The organism is Paraburkholderia aspalathi (genome assembly GCF_905220735.1).
GTDB classification, from domain to species: Bacteria; Pseudomonadota; Gammaproteobacteria; order Burkholderiales; family Burkholderiaceae; genus Paraburkholderia; species Paraburkholderia aspalathi.
Map to the genome: position 1 here is coordinate 146661 of NZ_CAJNBA010000002.1, position 15862 is coordinate 162522.

Below are 15862 nucleotides of genomic sequence, written 5' to 3' on the forward strand. Positions count from 1 at the left end.
GCCCCCATGTCGAATGTACCCAAAAGTCCCGCTACGGCGAACGAGAATGTGGCGCCGGCCGCCGATCAGGTGAAGCCGGGCGACGCGCGCCGCCGCGATGCGCAGGACGCTAACCGCAACACGCCACCCGCCGCGCGTGAGTCCCTGCGCTCCGCGGATGACGCGCGCGTGTCCGCCCAGAAAAATAATCCGCCGCGTGAGGCGCGCCGCGAGGCGGGCGCGCAGGCGTCGAAAGCTGCGCATGAAGGGCGGAAGCACACCCCACAGGGCGACGCTGCGCGCAGCCACCCGACTTCCGGCGGCGTGGAGAAGCCCGCGCGCCGCGACGATGGGCGCGCGCAGAACGCGCCTCGCGGCCAACGCCAGCAGCAAGGCGATGAACGGCGCGCGCAGTCCGAAAACACGCGAGTTCCAAATCAGCCGAAGCGTGGCGACGGACGTGCCAATCAGCAAAGCGGTGCGCCCGCGCAAAAATCACCGCAAGCAGGCGATGCGCAAGGTGGTCAGCCGCGTCGCGAGCCCCGTCCGCCGCGCGTTCAGCGCGTCGTCGAGCCAAATCCGATTCCGCCGATTACGTTTCCCGAAGCGCTGCCGGTTTCCGGTCGCCGCGAGGAAATTGCGCGGGCCATCGCACAGAATCAGGTCGTGATCGTCTGCGGTGAGACCGGTTCGGGTAAGACGACACAGCTACCGAAAATCTGCCTCGAACTTGGGCGCGGCCTCGGCGCGGGTGGCTCCGGTTTGATTGGGCACACGCAACCGCGCCGGATTGCGGCATCGGCAACGGGCCGCCGCATCGCCGAAGAACTCGGCACGCCGTTTGGCGAAGTGGTCGGCTACAAAGTGCGGTTTACCGACAATCTGTCGCCGGGCGCGTCGGTCAAGTTGATGACCGACGGTATTCTGCTCGCCGAAACGCAGACCGATCCGCTGCTCAAAGCCTACGACACGCTGATCATCGACGAAGCGCACGAGCGCAGCCTGAACATCGATTTTCTGCTCGGCTATCTGAAGGAAATCCTCGTCAAGCGGCCCGATCTGAAGCTGATCGTGACGTCGGCGACGATCGACGCGGACCGCTTCGCGCGCCATTTCGGCCGCGACGACAAGCCCGCGCCGGTGATCGAAGTGAGCGGGCGTTTGTATCCGGTCGAGGTGCGCTATCGGCAGGTCGCAGAGGACAGCCCGGCGGTGAAGGCGGCGGAAGGTTCGTCGTCGTCGTCGCGCGAATCGCGTGACAGGCCGAAGACCCAGCGCGAAACAGATCGCGATCTAATGGAAGCGATCGTCGATGCGGTCGACGAACTGTGCCGCGAGGGTCCCGGCGACGTGCTGGTGTTCCTGCCCGGCGAGCGCGAGATTCGCGATGCCGCCGAAGCGCTGCGCAAGCATCATCCACCGCACACGGAAATTCTGCCGCTGTTCGCGCGTTTGTCCGCCGCCGAGCAGGAACGCGTGTTCCGCACCTCGAACGCGCGTCGCATCGTTCTGGCCACTAACGTCGCCGAAACTTCGCTGACAGTGCCCGGCATTCGCTATGTGGTCGATACGGGACTCGCGCGTGTGAAGCGCTACTCGTATCGCAACAAGGTCGAGCAGTTGCAGGTCGAGTCGATCTCGCAGGCCGCCGCGAATCAGCGGGCAGGGCGTTGCGGCCGCGTCGCGGATGGCATCTGTATTCGTCTGTACGAGGAAGGCGACTATCAGGGCCGCGTGCGTTTCACCGACCCGGAGATTTTGCGTTCGTCGCTGGCGTCGGTGATTTTGCGGATGAAGTCGCTGCATCTGACGGCGATCGAAACCTTCCCGTTCATCGAACCGCCGCCGGGCCGCGCGATCGCCGACGGCTATCAACTGCTTAACGAATTGGGCGCCGTCGACGACGACAACCAGCTCACGCCGCTCGGCCGCGAACTCGCGCGCTTGCCGCTCGACCCGCGCGTCGGCCGGATGATTCTCGCCGCACGCGATCAGCAGGCGTTGAAGGAAGTGCTGATCATCGCGAGCGCCTTGTCGGTGCAGGACCCGCGTGACCGGCCGATCGAGGCGCAGGAGCAAGCTGATCAGGCGCATCGCAGGTTTGCCGACGAGCGTTCCGAGTTCCTGCAATGGCTGAAGATCTGGAACTGGTTCGAAGAAGCGATCGCGCACAAGAAGTCGAACCGGCAATTGCAGGACGAGTGCCGCAAGAACTTCCTGTCGCAACTGCGCCTGCGTGAATGGCGCGACGTGCACTCGCAATTGCTGACCGTGGTGCGCGAGCACGGCTGGCGGCTGAACGAGGCCGAAGCGACTTTCGAGCAGATTCACCTCGCGTTGCTGACCGGCCTGCTCGGCAACATCGGTCTGAAAGCCGACGACGAGCCGTATTTCCTCGGCGCGCGCAGCATCAAGTTCTATCTCTGGCCGGGCTCGGCGCTGGTGAAGAAGGCCGGTAAGTGGGTGATGGCCGCGGAACTGGTCGAGACGAGCCGTCTGTACGCACGCTGCATCGCGAAGATCGAGCCGGAATGGATCGAAAAGATCGGCGAGCATTTGCTGAAGAAATCGTTGTCCGAGCCGCATTGGGAAAAGCGCGCGGCACAGGTGTCGGCGTTCGAGCGCGCGGTGCTGTACGGTCTGCCGATTTACCACCGGCGGTGCGTGAGCTTCGGCAAACAGGACCCGGCGCGGGCGCGCGAGCTGTTCATTCGCGGCGCGTTGGTGGAAGGCGAGTTCGATACGAAGCTTGCGTTCTTCGCGCACAACCGCAAGCTGCTCGCCGATATCGAGCAGCTCGAACACAAGTCGCGTCGCCAGGACGTGCTGGTCGACGACGAGCTGATTTTCGGCTTCTACGATCAGGCGCTGCCGAAAGGCATCTATACGGGCGCGTCGTTCGAGCGCTGGTATCGCGACGAGGTGAAGAAGAGCGGTCAGCCGGAAGACAACCTGCGTCTGCTGTATCTGTCGCGCGACGATCTGATGCGGCACGAAGCTGCCGGCGTCACGACCGATCTGTTCCCGAAGCGGATGACGATGGCGGGCGTCGAAATGGCGCTTACCTATCACTTCGAGCCGGGTTCGCCGCGCGATGGCGTGACGCTCGCCGTGCCGCTGTATGCGCTCAATCAGGTCGATGCGCGGCGCTGCGAATGGCTTGTGCCCGGCATGCTGAAAGAGAAGACGCAACTTCTGCTGAAATCGTTACCGCAGAAGCTGCGGCGTCATTGCGTGCCGCTGCCTGAGTTCGCGGCCGGTTTCGTCGAACGGCATAGTGGTCCGCGCTTCGGCGCGGGCGGTTTGCTTGAGACGTTGATCGCCGATGTTCGCGAGCAGACTCAGGTCGCGATGAAGCAATCGGACTTCAAGCTCGAGACGCTGACGCCGCATCTGTTCATGAACTTCAAGGTCGTCGACGAGCACGGGCGGCAGCTTGCGATGGGCCGGAATATGTCGCAACTGCGTGCTGAACTTGGCGGCCAGGCGCAGCAGCACTTCCAGAAGATTGCGTCGGGTGCGGCTGGGGTGGCGTTGGCGGATGCCGGAGGCGGTGGCGGCGTGGCTGTTGGCGCGCAAGCGGGCGGAGCAGCCGGCGCGGCAAGCGGTGCGGTTTCGCGAGGTAAGGGCACTACTGCGCCAGGTCCGCAAACTGCGCCGCAAGAAGGCGCAGCCGGCACCGCGTTGTACGAAAAGCTGACGACGTGGAATTTTGGCAAGCTCCCCGAGTTGCTGGAAATTCGCCGTGGCGGGCAGACCTTGTTCGGTTATCCGGCGTTGGTGGATCGCGGCACGCACTGTGACGTCGAAGTGTTCGATTCACCCGACGAAGCCGCGCGCATTCATCGTGCAGGGCTGCGGCGTTTGTTCGCGTTGCAACTGAAAGAGCCGATCAAGTATCTGGAGAAAAATCTGCCGGGTTTGCGCGAAATGGCGATGCAGTTCATGCCGCGTGGCACGCAGGAGGAACTGCGCGATCAACTGATCGACACCGCGCTTGATCGCGCGTGCCTGCAAGACCCGCTGCCAGCCGATGACGTCAGTTTCCATACACGCCGCGACGAAGGCCGCAGCCGGTTGACTTTGTTGGCTCAGGAAATCGCCCGGCTCGTCGGCCAGATACTGACCGAGTACGCGACCGTGACGAAGAAACTGGTGCAGGCGAAGTCGTTCGCGGCCGCGCATGCGGATATGCAGAACCAGCTGGATGGGCTGATCGGCAAGCGTTTTGTGGTCGATACGCCGTACGCGCAGTTGGCGCACTTTCCGCGCTATCTGAAGGGCATTGCGTTGCGCATCGACAAGCTGAAGGCGGACTCCGCGCGCGACGCACGGCAGTTCGCCGAATTCCATCCGCTGTTGCAGAACTACCAGCGTGCGCTTGCACAACGCGGCGGTGTGCTGGATCCGCGCCTGTCGGAATTCCGCTGGCTGCTCGAAGAATTGCGGATTTCGCTGTTCGCGCAGGAGTTGCGGACGCCGATGCCGGTGTCGGTGAAGCGTCTCTATAAGGTGTGGGAGTCGATGCAGCGTTGAGCGATGGCTGGGGCGGGACCGATGCGGCGCCTGGCGGCGCAGGAAGTGGGGCGGCGCAACTGTCCGCTTCGTTCGTCCAGCGTTAGCCGATGCGGTTCTACACGCGGTGTCGAGCAAAAAAACGCGCGACGCCACTCCTTTTGAGAATGTTGTCACGCGCAAAAGGCGCGAGTTCTTGCGGGCCCGCGCCTGCTCGCTAAGTACGGCAATGCTATCGGCGTCGGCGTGACTGATTCAGATCGAGCCAATCACGTTTTCCGCCGAGCTGTTACCAGTGCATGCCCGCGCCGACCGACGCACCGAACTGGCCACGCGAGTCGGTCGTCCCTTGCACCTTGTAGACCCACTTGCCGGTTTCCGACAGTTGCGAAACGCCGATGGCCATCGCCGACTGGCCGCCATACGTGCCACCCGCAATCGCCACCATCCCGCGACCCGGCAAGACCGCCTGCGGCAAACCTGCTGCGGCCAGCGCCGATGCCGTGCCACCGTACGAATCGCGGCGAGCCGAGCGGATCTGGTCGTCGGTGTAGCTGTTTGCCTGGCCGACCGCGCCGCTTACGCTTTGCTGTAGTTGATTGACGTTGACCGCGTCCGTGCCTTGTACGCCGGCTGCGACGTTGGTGATCTGACGTTCCTGGCCCGCTGCGCCAACCGATACTGTGTTCGCCCGATCCGCGACTGAGCCCTGACCCAATGCCACTGAGTTGTCCGCGCTGGCGTTTGCTGCTGCGCCGAGTGCGGTGGCGTTGTTGCCGCTTGCGACGGAGTTCGCGCCGATGGCCACGGTATTGGCGCCTGCTGCTTGTGCGTTCGCGCCCGAAGCGACCGAGTGCGCGCCGCTTGCCAGCGCGCCTTCTGTCCCGCGGTCGCCTTCCGCGCTGTAGAACGGATTGGCCGTGTTGACCGTGATGTCGCTGACCGCGCCGTTGATGGCCGCGTTCAACTGGCCGAGGTTGACGGCGTCGTTTGTGTCCACGCCGTCGGCGACGTTATGGATCACTGTGCCACCGCTTGTTGCATCGCCGAGCGTGACGCTGTTCTTGTTGACGCTGCCGTCGGCGTTCCTGTCGTACATCACGGCGCCGTCGAGCCTGGCGTCGGTCTGGGACGTAACTTCCTTCAACTGGGCAACGTTGACGGCGTCGGTGTCGGCGGTACCGGCTGCGACGTTGGTGATTTGACGTTCTGCGCCGCTTGCACCGACGGAGACGGTGTTGGCACGATCGGCGATCGAGCCGTTGCCGAGGGCGACCGAGTTGGCAGAGCTGGCAATGGCCTGATAGCCGAGCGCCGTTGAATTGTCGCCGGCAGCCGTCGCGAGGGTGCCGACAGCCGTGCTGTTGCCTCCCTGTGCCCACGAGGAGGTGCCGGCTGCAAAAGAGGCGTCGCCGGAAGCGTTGGCGTAGGCGCCGATCGCGACCGAGTGGTCGCCGTTTGCGGTGGCGTCGTCCGAGCCGTCATTGGCACCGCCTGCCTTGAAATAGCGCGATGCGTCGGCGGCAGCGGCATTCAGCTGGCTCAGGTTGACGGCGTCTGTAGCTTCGGTGCCGGCTGCGACATTGGTGATTTGACGTTCTGCGCCGCTTGCGCCGACCGAGACGGTGTTCGCACGATCGGCGATCGAGCCTTTGCCCAGTGCGACCGAGTTAGCCGCGACGGCGCTAGCGTTATAGCCGAGCGCCGTCGAGCCGTCGCCTGCTGCCGTGGTAAGCGTGCCGACAGCCGTGCTGTTGTCTCCCTGTGCCCAGGAGGACGTGCCGGCTGCAAAAGAGGCGTCGCCGGAAGCATTGGCGTAGGCGCCGATCGCGACTGAGTGGTCACCGCTTGCGGTGGCATCGTCCGAGCCGTCATTGGCGCCGCCTGCCTTGAAATAGCGCGAGGCGTTAGCGGCAACGGCATTCAGTTGGCTCAAGTTGACGGCGTCTGTAGCTTCGGTGCCGGCTGCGACGTTGGTGATCTGGCGTTCTGCGCCCACTGAACCGACAGATACGGTGTTTACGCGATCGGCGACCGAACCGTTGCCCAACGCGACCGAGTTGGCGGAGCTGGCATTTGCCTGATAGCCGAGCGCCGTCGAATTGTCGCCCGCAGCCGTCGCGAGGGTGCCAACGGCGGTGCTGTTGTCTGCCTGTGCCCGCGAAGACGTGCCGAGCGCCAATGACTCAGCGCCGGAAGCGTTGGCGTAGGCGCCGATCGCAACCGAGTGGTCGCCGCTTGCGGTGGCGTCATCCGAGCGGTCATTGAGGCCGTCTGCCTTGAAATAGCGGGATGCGTCGGCGGCAACGGCATTCAACTGGCTCAGGTTGACGGCATCCGTTGCTTCGGTGCCGGCTGCGACGTTCGTGATTTGACGTTCCGCGCCGCTTGCGCCGACAGAGACGGTGTTAGCACGATCGGCGATCGAACCTTGGCCGAGCGCAACGCTACCGTCGGCGAAGGCGCTAGCGTCAAGGCCAATGGCGACCGCGCCGCTTCTATTCGCGAGCGCGTTGGCGCCGAGCGCCGTTGCGCCCACGCCCGTCGCGCTAGCATAGTTGCCTATGCCGGTGCTGAAATCGGCGTCGGCCAGAGCTGTCATCCCGGCCGCGAATGCACCTTCGCCCCGGCTTTCCGCCTTGAACCCAATCGCGGTCGCGGCCGTGTTCGTTGCCGTTGCCCAGTTACCGATCGCGATGGACCCCGAACCCGATGCACTCGATCCAACGCCCGCCGCCACCGAGCCCGGTCCCGAGGCTGTCGCATCGGGATCCACACCTGGAATGACCGAGCCGGCAGCGAAATAAACCGTAGCCGCCTGCGCCACCGGCACACCGCCCAGCAAAGTTGCCGCAGCCAGCACAGCCTGCGCCATGACCAACTTCCGCGATGCCCCGCGTTTCGTTTTTGAGCGAGCCGTCTCCGACGCGGCGACCCACGAGCCCGTCGTCTCACACCAAACCGATTTGTAGATTTTATTCATTTTTCAGAAAACTCCGCCGGAATTAGATCGTGGACGGCACACGAAAGCATTCTGAGTCGGAAAAGGCGTCATCGCCCCAAGTGTGTCGCGCATAGGCAGAACACGTCGGCTACGGTTATTTATTCCGGCCGCTTTTTGTGTTCTGTTGATTTCCTCGCGCGTCCGAATTACCTGCATCACGCTTTCATGTCCACGGGATTAAGTGCATGGGCGATGAACGGCGAGATTGTCAGTTCTGGTGGGGCGAAGCCGAAATAAGCCAATTCTTAAATCGTTGAAAATAAATGGCGGGATGTAATTGGGTTTGGATAAGTGTTTTTTAATTGTATAAAGTAAAGAATAATCTTGTTTTGTCTTATGAAAAACGGAATGGCATAAGAATTTAATGAGCTGTTATTATGTGGGTTAAAATGGATTGATATGAATCGCCACGGATTTTTCTACGTAAAACCGTCGTCGGGTTGTCAGTGACTCGGAATTCACTGACAGATTTGCCGCCGGATGCGCCGCGTCCCTTCGTCTTTCCACGCGTCGCACCCGCATCCACGTCAACCGCTGGTCACAGCAAACGTTCTACAATGACGGTTGTTCTCCGAAGTGAGTTTTCATGCGTAAATTTTTTCTTCCCGGCGTGACTGCCACGTTCGCCGCAGGCGCAGCGCTGGTCGCCGCCGCAGGCTTTTTTTCTCCGGCGGCTCTCGCCAACAACGTGATCGTGCTCAATTCCGGCGAAGCCACGCTGAGCCTGATCGACGAGACCACCCGCCAGGTCATCGGCACGGTGCCGACGGGCAAGGAACCGCACCACCTGATGGCCACGCCGGACAACTCGTCGCTGATCGTCGCCAACTCGGTGTCGAACAACCTGATGTTCGTCGACCCGAAGTCGGGCCAGGTCCAGCGCTGGGTCGAGAACATCGAGGATCCGTACCAGATCGGCTTTTCGCCCGACCGCAAATGGCTCGTCACCACCGGGCTGCGTCTGGACCGCCTCGACATCTATCATTACGACAGCCAGAAGAACCAGATGACGCTGGCCTCGCGTCTGCCGCTCGCGGTGATGCCGAGCCACATGGCCTTCACCAATGACAGCAAGACGGTGTTCGTCACGCTGCAGGTTTCGGGCGAACTGGCCGCTATCGATCTGGCCACGCAAACCGTCAAGTGGAAGATGAAGGTCGGCAAGGTGCCGGCCGGCCTGTGGATGACCCCGGGCGAGAAATATCTGCTGATCGGCATGACCGGGGCGGATTACGTCGCGGTGGTCGACTGGCGCAACCAGAAAATCGTCAAGACGATCCAGACCGGCAAGGGCGCGCACAACTTCCGCTCGCTGGTCGACGGCAAGCATGTGGCGGTATCGAACCGCGTCGCGAGCACGATCAGCATCATCGACGAAGACACGCTCACCAATGTCGGCGATATCACCGGTTTGATGCCGGGGCCGGACGACATGGAACTTTCCGCGGACAAACGCTATCTGTGGGTGACCTTCCGCTTTGCGAAACATGTCGGCATCATCGACCTGAACACGCGTAAGCTGATCCAGACGATAGCCGTCGGCCGTTCGCCGCACGGTATCTATTTCTTCAATCGCGCGCCGATTACGGCGCCGAACGGCGCGTGACGCTGTAACAGGCAGACCGCGAGGAATGAAGTAACAGGCCAGCACCATGTTCCATCTGATTTTTTCTTCTCTCGACAGCTTCGTCTCAGCCGTGCAGACGCTGCTGTACGTCGACGTGGTGCAGCCGTTGCTGTTCCACTTCAATCTGATGGACTATGACGAAGATACTTACGACAGCCTGTATTGGGTGATCGTCGGCGTTTTCGAGGTGCTGGCGATGTACGCGATCCTGCGCCCGCTCGAAATGCTCCGCCCGGTGGAGCGGTGGGAAAACCGCAAGGCCGTGCGTGTCGACGTGATTTACACGTGGATCGCCAAGCTCGGCATCCTGAACCTGTTCTTCTTTTTCGCGCTGCAGCCATTATTCGACAACGTGCAGGCCTGGCTGCGGCTGCACAACATCGCGAATATCGAATTCGACAATCTGTGGCCGGGCGTCACCACGCAGCCGCTTGTCACATTCGTGATGTACCTGCTCGTACTCGATTTCGCGGGCTACTGGTATCACCGCTGGGAACATCGGATCGGTGTGTGGTGGGAATTGCACGCCGTACATCACAGCCAGCAGCAAATGTCGCTGTGGTCCGATGACCGTAACCATTTGCTCGACAGTTTGTTGCAGGCTTCGTTTTTTGCAGCGATCGCGTTGGTGATCGGCGTGCCACCGTCGCAATTCGTCGTGCTGGTGGCAATCACGAACCTCGCGCAGAGCGTGCAGCACGCGAACATTAGTCTGTACTTCGGCTGGCTCGGCGAGCGCCTGTTGGTCAGCCCGACCTTCCATCGCCGGCATCATGCAATCGGCTATGGCCACGAAGGGCTGAAGTACGGTTGCAACTTCGGCGTGCTGTTCCCCTGGTGGGACATGCTGTTCCGCAGCGTGTCGTGGAGCCGCGAAATGGAGCCCACCGGCATCCGTGACCAACTCGAAGGCCGGCGCTACGGCGACGGTTTCTGGGCGCAGCACTGGCTTGCCTTCGTGCGCATCGCCGGGCGGCTTGCGCCGAAGCGTCGCACCGAAGGCAGCGACGCCGCCCCGGTTTGAGCATTCTTCCTCTTGCGCCGTCGGTTTTCCCGGCGGCGCGTCACGTGGTTTATCCTGTTCACGTTTGTGCGCGCAGCCTTGGCCTCGTGGCCGGTGCGTTGCGGCATTCTCCTTATTCCATCGTTTCGTTCACCGGCACTGGCTCGCATGAATGATCTGTTGCGCTCGTTCGGACGTGCGCTCGCAAGCGCGCTCCACCCGCGCATGCTCTGGTTGACCTTCCTGCCGTTTCTGGCGGCAACGGTCGGGTGGGGCGTGATCCTGTGGTTTTCCTGGCAGACGCTGATCGGCGCCACCCGCACGTGGCTCGAAAGCTGGTCGTTCACCGTCACGCTCTATCATCTGTTCGACTGGCTCGGCTTTTCGGCGCTGCACACGGCAATCGCGCCGTTTATCGTGATTGCGATGGCGATTCCGCTGATCGTCGTCACGGTGTTGCTATTGATTGCCACGCTGTCGATGCCGGCCGTGATCCGCTTTCTGTCGGCGCGGCAATTCCCCGGCCTTGAAATGCGTCGCGGCGGAACGTGGTACGGTAGCTTGGGCCAGGCATTGTGGACCACGCTGGTTTGTCTGGTGCTGCTGATCGTCACGTTGCCGCTCTGGCTGGTGCCGCCGTTTTTTGCGCTGATTCCGCCGCTCCTGTGGGGCTGGCTGACGTATCGCGTGATGAGCTACGACGCGCTCGCGCTGCATGCCACGCGTGACGAGCGGCGCGCGCTGGTGAGACGCTTCCGTTTGCCGCTGCTGTTGATCGGCATCGCGAGCGGACTGCTGGGTTCACTGCCGACGCTGCTGTGGGCATCGTCGGTATGGCTGATCGTGCTGTTCCCAGTGATCACCGCGGTGACGATCTGGATCTACGCGTTCATCCTCGTGTTTTCGGCGCTGTGGTTCGGCTACTACTGTCTGCGCGCGCTGCAACGCATGCGTGCGGAAGAGCACGGCCCGCGGCACGCGGCGCCGGTTCCCTACTGATGAATTACTGACAAAGCGAAAGAGGCGGCAATGGCATTTGGCGTCATCATCATCGGCGACGAAATCCTGTCGGGCAGACGTATCGACAAGCATCTGCCGAAGGTCATCGAATTGCTGGGCGCGCGCGGGTTGTCGCTCGGCTGGGCTGAATATATCGGCGACGAGCCGGAGCGCATCACGGCGACGTTGCGACGCACGTTCGCGTCGGGCGACATCGTGTTTTCCACGGGCGGCATCGGCGCCACCCCGGACGACCACACCCGTCAGTGCGCGGCAGCCGCGCTCGGCGTGCCGCTCGAACTGCATCCGGAGGCCGCGAAGCTGATTCAGGAGCGTATCCGCGATATGTATCCGGCGAACGCCGCAGCGCCGCTCGATCTGAATTCGGCCGAGAACCGGCATCGTCTGAATATGGGCACGTATCCGCAGGGCGCGTCGATCATTCCCAACGGCTACAACAAGATTCCTGGCTTCTCGATCAAGCAGCATTACTTCGTGCCGGGCTTTCCGGTGATGGCGTGGCCGATGATCGAGTGGGTGCTGGATACGCAATACGCGCATCTGCATCATGCGATGCCGCACGCGGAAAAGTCATTGCTGGTGTTCGAGCTGCCGGAGTCACGCCTCACGCCGTTGATGGAAAAAATCGAACACGATTTTCCGGGTGTGCGGGTGTTCAGCCTGCCGAGCGTGGGCGATGCGGAGCGTGGCGGCGTGTATGCGCGGCATCACATCGATCTCGGTGTGAAGGGCGAACCGGAAGCGGTGGCAGCGGCGTTTGTGAAGCTGCGTGAAGGTGTGCACCTGCTGGGCGGCGATATCGTCGAGCCGGAAGCGGCTGGGGCTAAACCACGCGCTTGAGCGCTGGTCGTGCAGCGGTTAATCGCCACGCACACCATCCTTCCTTCGGGCGCGCTTGCGTCCGTACCTGACATAACACTCAACGCATCATCGGCCTGTCACATGCAGCGCCGACGATGCGTCTAATTGTCCCGCCCCATCTCCCGAAGGCCCCTGCGGATCAATAATCAGGCGCCGATCCACGGCAACCCGCGAAAGCACCAGCCCGACACTGTCTTCCGATGCCCCTGGCCGTCCTTGTCGCCTTCGAAGCCTTCCAGCAGGTCGTACGCCTTGGTAAAGCCGGCTTGGGTAGCGGCAATCGCGGCGAGCTTCGAGCGCGCGGCGCTGCGGCACAAGAACAGCATCGGCGTGTCGGGCGAAGCGAGATGACTCAGTTGCTGAAGGAATTCCTGGTTCGGCACGGCGCCTGGGTAGCGCGTCCATTCCACGTGGGCGTATTGTCCGTCGCCGATAACCGGCCGGCCAACCCAATCGAGTTCGGCACGGGTGCGCACGTCGACGAGACGCGTGCGCGAGTCGAGTTGCAGCAGTTCGAACGCCTCGGCGGGCGATACCGCGCCCGCGTAGGGCAACTGGTTCTCGGTGCGGCGCTTGTCCGCCTGGGCGTACAACTGTTCGAGCGTGCTCATGAGCGCAAATCTCCGTCGGACCAAATGAACATTCTAGCGCGCCGCGTGCGACGCGCATGCGGTTCAGCGCGGGCGTCCAGTCCGCACGAAGCAAGGAGATGTGCGCTCTGTAATGGTGCATATTCCGAAAAATGCACCAGAATAGAGATGTCACCCGTTGTCGATTTTGTGAATGCACTAACTCGGTGCGATGCGCAACGTGAAGATTTCGGGGCCGCATGCGGTTCGGTGCGCCCATTCCCCGCAAACGCGCGCGCAGTGTGGTTCTGCGCCGGGTTGGCGCACACATGGCACAGAAGCTGCTTTATTGGTGCCGATCGATTTGTTCCAGCAGGCTTTTATGTTCATCCTCAACGATAGAGGGGTGGACGCGCCGGGACGGGTCAGCTAGATTGGGCGGCGGCTGAATCCGCCGAATTCGTTAATCAGGAGATAGGTTATGAGTAAATCCGTGGCCGACGTCGTTCAACTCGTCAAAGACGAGGACGTCAAGTTTGTCGACTTCCGTTTCACCGACACGCGCGGCAAAGAGCAACACGTTTCGGTGCCGGTGTCGGCATTCGATGAAGACAAGTTCGAAAGCGGCCATGCGTTTGACGGTTCGTCGATTGCCGGCTGGAAGGGCATCGAAGCATCGGACATGCTGCTGGTCCCGGACGCGAACACTGCCTTCATCGACCCGTTCTATGAAGAGTCGACCCTCGTCCTGACCTGCGACGTCGTCGAACCGGCTGACGGCAAGGGCTATGAACGCGACCCGCGTTCGCTCGCAAAGCGCGCTGAAGCGTACCTGAAGAGCACGGGCCTCGGCGACACGGCCTTCTTCGGTCCGGAACCTGAATTCTTCATTTTCGACTCGGTCAAGTGGGGTACGGACCAGTCGGGCACGTTCGTCAAGATCGGTTCGGAAGAAGCACCGTGGTCGTCGGCGATGGACTTCGAAGGCGGCAACACCGGCCACCGTCCGGGCACGAAGGGCGGCTACTTCCCGGTCGCACCGGTCGACACGTTCCAGGACATCCGTTCGGAAATGTGTCTGTTGCTCGAACAGATCGGCATCCCGGTCGAAGTGCATCACCACGAAGTCGCGGGCCAGGGCCAGAACGAAATCGGCACGAAGTTCTCGACGCTGGTGCAACGCGCCGACTGGCTGCAGCAAATGAAGTACATCATCCAGAACGTCGCGCACACGTACGGCAAGACGGCAACGTTCATGCCGAAGCCGGTGGTCGGCGATAACGGTTCGGGCATGCACGTTCACCAGTCGATCTGGAAAGACGGCACGAACCTGTTCGCAGGCAACGGTTACGCAGGTCTGTCGGAATTCGCGCTGTTCTACATCGGCGGCATCATCAAGCATGCTCGCGCGCTGAACGCGATCACGAACCCGTCGACGAACTCGTACAAGCGCCTCGTGCCGCACTTCGAAGCACCGGTGAAGCTGGCTTACTCGGCGCGCAACCGTTCGGCATCGATCCGCATTCCGCACGTGTCGAACCCGAAGGGCCGCCGTATCGAAACGCGTTTCCCGGATCCGATGGCGAATCCGTACCTGTGCTTCTCCGCGCTGATGATGGCGGGTCTGGACGGCGTGCAGAACAAGATTCACCCGGGCGAAGCTGCCGACAAGAACCTGTACGACCTGCCGCCGGAAGAGGATGCAAAGATCCCGACCGTGTGTGCCGGCCTCGATCAGGCGCTGGACGCACTCGACGCGGACCGCGAATTCCTGACGCGCGGTGGCGTGTTCACGGACTCGATGCTCGACGCGTACATCGAACTGAAGACGGGCGAGCTGCAACGCTATCGTCAGTCGGTGCACCCGATCGAATTCGAAATGTACTACTCGCTGTAAGCGGCAATGGCGCTTCGCCCTTCAAACGGCGAAGCGCTTTGCCCGACGCTCGCGATCGGTCACGAAGGGACGGCGGCGCCGTCCCTTTTTTGTTAGGCGCGAATGAGTCCATTCGCGGCGTTCGTGACGTACAGGGGCAAAGAAGTAGCGCATCAGGCAGGACAATAAGCGGTACACCTGATTGATCACCATCTCCTATCGGCCAGACTGCAAGATGGTTCTGAAGAATCTGATGAAGGCAAGGAAAGGGCACGAGCAGACGCTGTCGGACGACGCTCAGCTCGTGGGTTCCGGTTTGCTGCCGGGCTTCGAGGCATTGCCGACAGTCGCGTTGGTGCTCGAGAAGCGCACGTTGCGCGTGGTGTTTGCGAACCCGTCGGCGGAGTCGATGCTGGAGCTCTCGCGCAAGCAATTGACGCAGATGGCGTGGCCGGACATCTTCTCGAACGCGGACGAACTGCTCGCCACGATTTCGGCGATCGCCGCCCACCGTTTTCACGCGACGCATCTGGACGCCGTACTCGAGCGTCCGGGCCACGAGCCGCTGCATGTGCATGCGGTCGTCGGTCACCTGGAAAGCGCGCAAGACTATGTGCTGCTCGAACTGTTCGAGAACGAGCGGCATATTCGCACCGACCGCGAGGAGCGCATCAACGACCTCACGGCGGTCAACAAACAACTGATCCGCAACCTCGCGCACGAGATCAAGAATCCGCTCGGCGGGATTCGCGGCGCGGCGCAACTGCTCGAATTCGAACTCGGCGAGCGTCAGCGCGACGAGTTGCGCGAGTACACGCAAGTCATCATCAAGGAATCGGACCGGCTGCAAACGCTGGTCGATCGCCTGCTGGAGCCACACCGTCATCCGCATATCGTCGGTGACGTGAATATTCATGAAGTGTGCGAGCGCGTGCGTCAGGTGATTCTCGCGGAGTTTCCGCGCGGTCTCACGATCGAGCGCGACTACGACGTGAGCGTGCCGGACCTGCGCGGCGACAAGGAGCAACTGATCCAGGCGTTGCTGAACATCGTGCGCAACGCTGCCGAAGCATTGCGCGAACGCATCTCGCAAGGCGATGCGCGCATCGAATTGCGCACTCGCATTGCGCGCAAGATCACCGTGTCGAAACGTTTATGTAAGCTGGCACTGGACTTGCATATCACTGACAACGGGCCAGGCATTCCCGAAGAAATCCGTGACCGCATTTTCTATCCGCTCGTGTCGGGGCGCGAGGACGGCAGCGGTCTCGGCCTGACGCTCGCGCAGACTTTCGTGCAACAGCACGACGGGCTGATCGAAGTGGAAAGCCGGCCGGGCCACACCGAGTTTCAGATTCTGCTGCCGCTCGACTGCTAACACCACAAGCCTCTCAAGACTTCTGAACGA

The 15862-nt window shown here is 62.0% G+C and carries 10 protein-coding genes; 7 read left to right on the plus strand and 3 right to left on the minus strand.

The features are described 5' to 3' along the window. The first annotated feature begins 6 nt into the window (after positions 1 to 6). Positions 7 to 4515 carry an ATP-dependent RNA helicase HrpA gene (gene hrpA / locus KHO30_RS11665; protein WP_211701122.1) on the plus strand — a complete coding sequence of 1503 codons (4509 nt, stop codon included), beginning with the start codon at positions 7 to 9 and terminating at the stop codon, positions 4513 to 4515. 268 nt (positions 4516 to 4783) lie between these two features. Here hrpA and KHO30_RS11670 read toward each other — a convergent pair whose 3' ends face one another. Continuing rightward, positions 4784 to 7477, minus strand: coding sequence for a YadA-like family protein (locus KHO30_RS11670; RefSeq protein ID WP_211701123.1), 2694 nt, complete (start codon positions 7475 to 7477; stop codon positions 4784 to 4786). 607 nt (positions 7478 to 8084) lie between these two features. Between KHO30_RS11670 and KHO30_RS11675 the strand changes: the two genes are divergently transcribed. The 4 genes from KHO30_RS11675 to KHO30_RS11690 all read left to right on the plus strand — a co-directional run bounded on the left by KHO30_RS11675 (position 8085) and on the right by KHO30_RS11690 (position 11988). After that, on the plus strand, positions 8085 to 9104 hold the full coding sequence (locus tag KHO30_RS11675) for a YVTN family beta-propeller repeat protein (RefSeq protein WP_093633582.1): 1020 nt from the start codon (positions 8085 to 8087) through the stop codon (positions 9102 to 9104). Positions 9105 to 9150: 46 nt separating this feature from the next. After that, positions 9151 to 10149, plus strand: a complete 999-nt coding sequence (locus KHO30_RS11680; RefSeq protein ID WP_200650643.1) for a sterol desaturase family protein — start codon at positions 9151 to 9153, stop codon at positions 10147 to 10149. A gap of 147 nt (positions 10150 to 10296) precedes the next feature. After that, positions 10297 to 11127, plus strand: coding sequence for an EI24 domain-containing protein (locus tag KHO30_RS11685; RefSeq protein WP_054037984.1), 831 nt, complete (start codon positions 10297 to 10299; stop codon positions 11125 to 11127). Between the two features lie 30 nt (positions 11128 to 11157). Further along, positions 11158 to 11988: a competence/damage-inducible protein A gene (locus KHO30_RS11690; protein WP_093633580.1), complete on the plus strand. Its 831-nt coding sequence runs from the start codon at positions 11158 to 11160 to the stop codon at positions 11986 to 11988. A 167-nt stretch (positions 11989 to 12155) separates the two neighbouring features. On the opposite strand, the gene KHO30_RS11695 is transcribed toward KHO30_RS11690, so the two are convergent. Beyond that, positions 12156 to 12620 (minus strand): rhodanese-like domain-containing protein, encoded by a 465-nt coding sequence (locus KHO30_RS11695; protein ID WP_211701124.1) that lies wholly within the window; start codon positions 12618 to 12620, stop codon positions 12156 to 12158. A gap of 439 nt (positions 12621 to 13059) precedes the next feature. Between KHO30_RS11695 and glnA the strand changes: the two genes are divergently transcribed. Next, positions 13060 to 14475 (plus strand): type I glutamate--ammonia ligase, encoded by a 1416-nt coding sequence (gene glnA / locus KHO30_RS11700; protein WP_063496656.1) that lies wholly within the window; start codon positions 13060 to 13062, stop codon positions 14473 to 14475. 21 nt (positions 14476 to 14496) lie between these two features. Here the strand turns inward: glnA and KHO30_RS11705 are convergent, their stop codons facing one another. After that, positions 14497 to 14667, minus strand: coding sequence for a hypothetical protein (locus KHO30_RS11705; protein ID WP_167378325.1), 171 nt, complete (start codon positions 14665 to 14667; stop codon positions 14497 to 14499). Between the two features lie 22 nt (positions 14668 to 14689). Between KHO30_RS11705 and glnL the strand changes: the two genes are divergently transcribed. Beyond that, a complete protein-coding gene (gene glnL / locus KHO30_RS11710; protein ID WP_093633579.1) occupies positions 14690 to 15832 on the plus strand; it encodes a nitrogen regulation protein NR(II) in 1143 nt (380 codons plus the stop codon). Positions 15833 to 15862: the final 30 nt, after the last annotated feature.

Coding starts and splice junctions, on each gene's coding strand:
- hrpA (WP_211701122.1), top strand. CDS start 7: ATGTCGAATGTACCCAAAAGTCCCGCTACGGCGAACGAGAATGTGGCG.
- KHO30_RS11670 (WP_211701123.1), bottom strand. CDS start 7,477: ATGAATAAAATCTACAAATCGGTTTGGTGTGAGACGACGGGCTCGTGG.
- KHO30_RS11675 (WP_093633582.1), top strand. CDS start 8,085: ATGCGTAAATTTTTTCTTCCCGGCGTGACTGCCACGTTCGCCGCAGGC.
- KHO30_RS11680 (WP_200650643.1), top strand. CDS start 9,151: ATGTTCCATCTGATTTTTTCTTCTCTCGACAGCTTCGTCTCAGCCGTG.
- KHO30_RS11685 (WP_054037984.1), top strand. CDS start 10,297: ATGAATGATCTGTTGCGCTCGTTCGGACGTGCGCTCGCAAGCGCGCTC.
- KHO30_RS11690 (WP_093633580.1), top strand. CDS start 11,158: ATGGCATTTGGCGTCATCATCATCGGCGACGAAATCCTGTCGGGCAGA.
- KHO30_RS11695 (WP_211701124.1), bottom strand. CDS start 12,620: ATGAGCACGCTCGAACAGTTGTACGCCCAGGCGGACAAGCGCCGCACC.
- glnA (WP_063496656.1), top strand. CDS start 13,060: ATGAGTAAATCCGTGGCCGACGTCGTTCAACTCGTCAAAGACGAGGAC.
- KHO30_RS11705 (WP_167378325.1), bottom strand. CDS start 14,667: ATGGTGATCAATCAGGTGTACCGCTTATTGTCCTGCCTGATGCGCTAC.
- glnL (WP_093633579.1), top strand. CDS start 14,690: ATGGTTCTGAAGAATCTGATGAAGGCAAGGAAAGGGCACGAGCAGACG.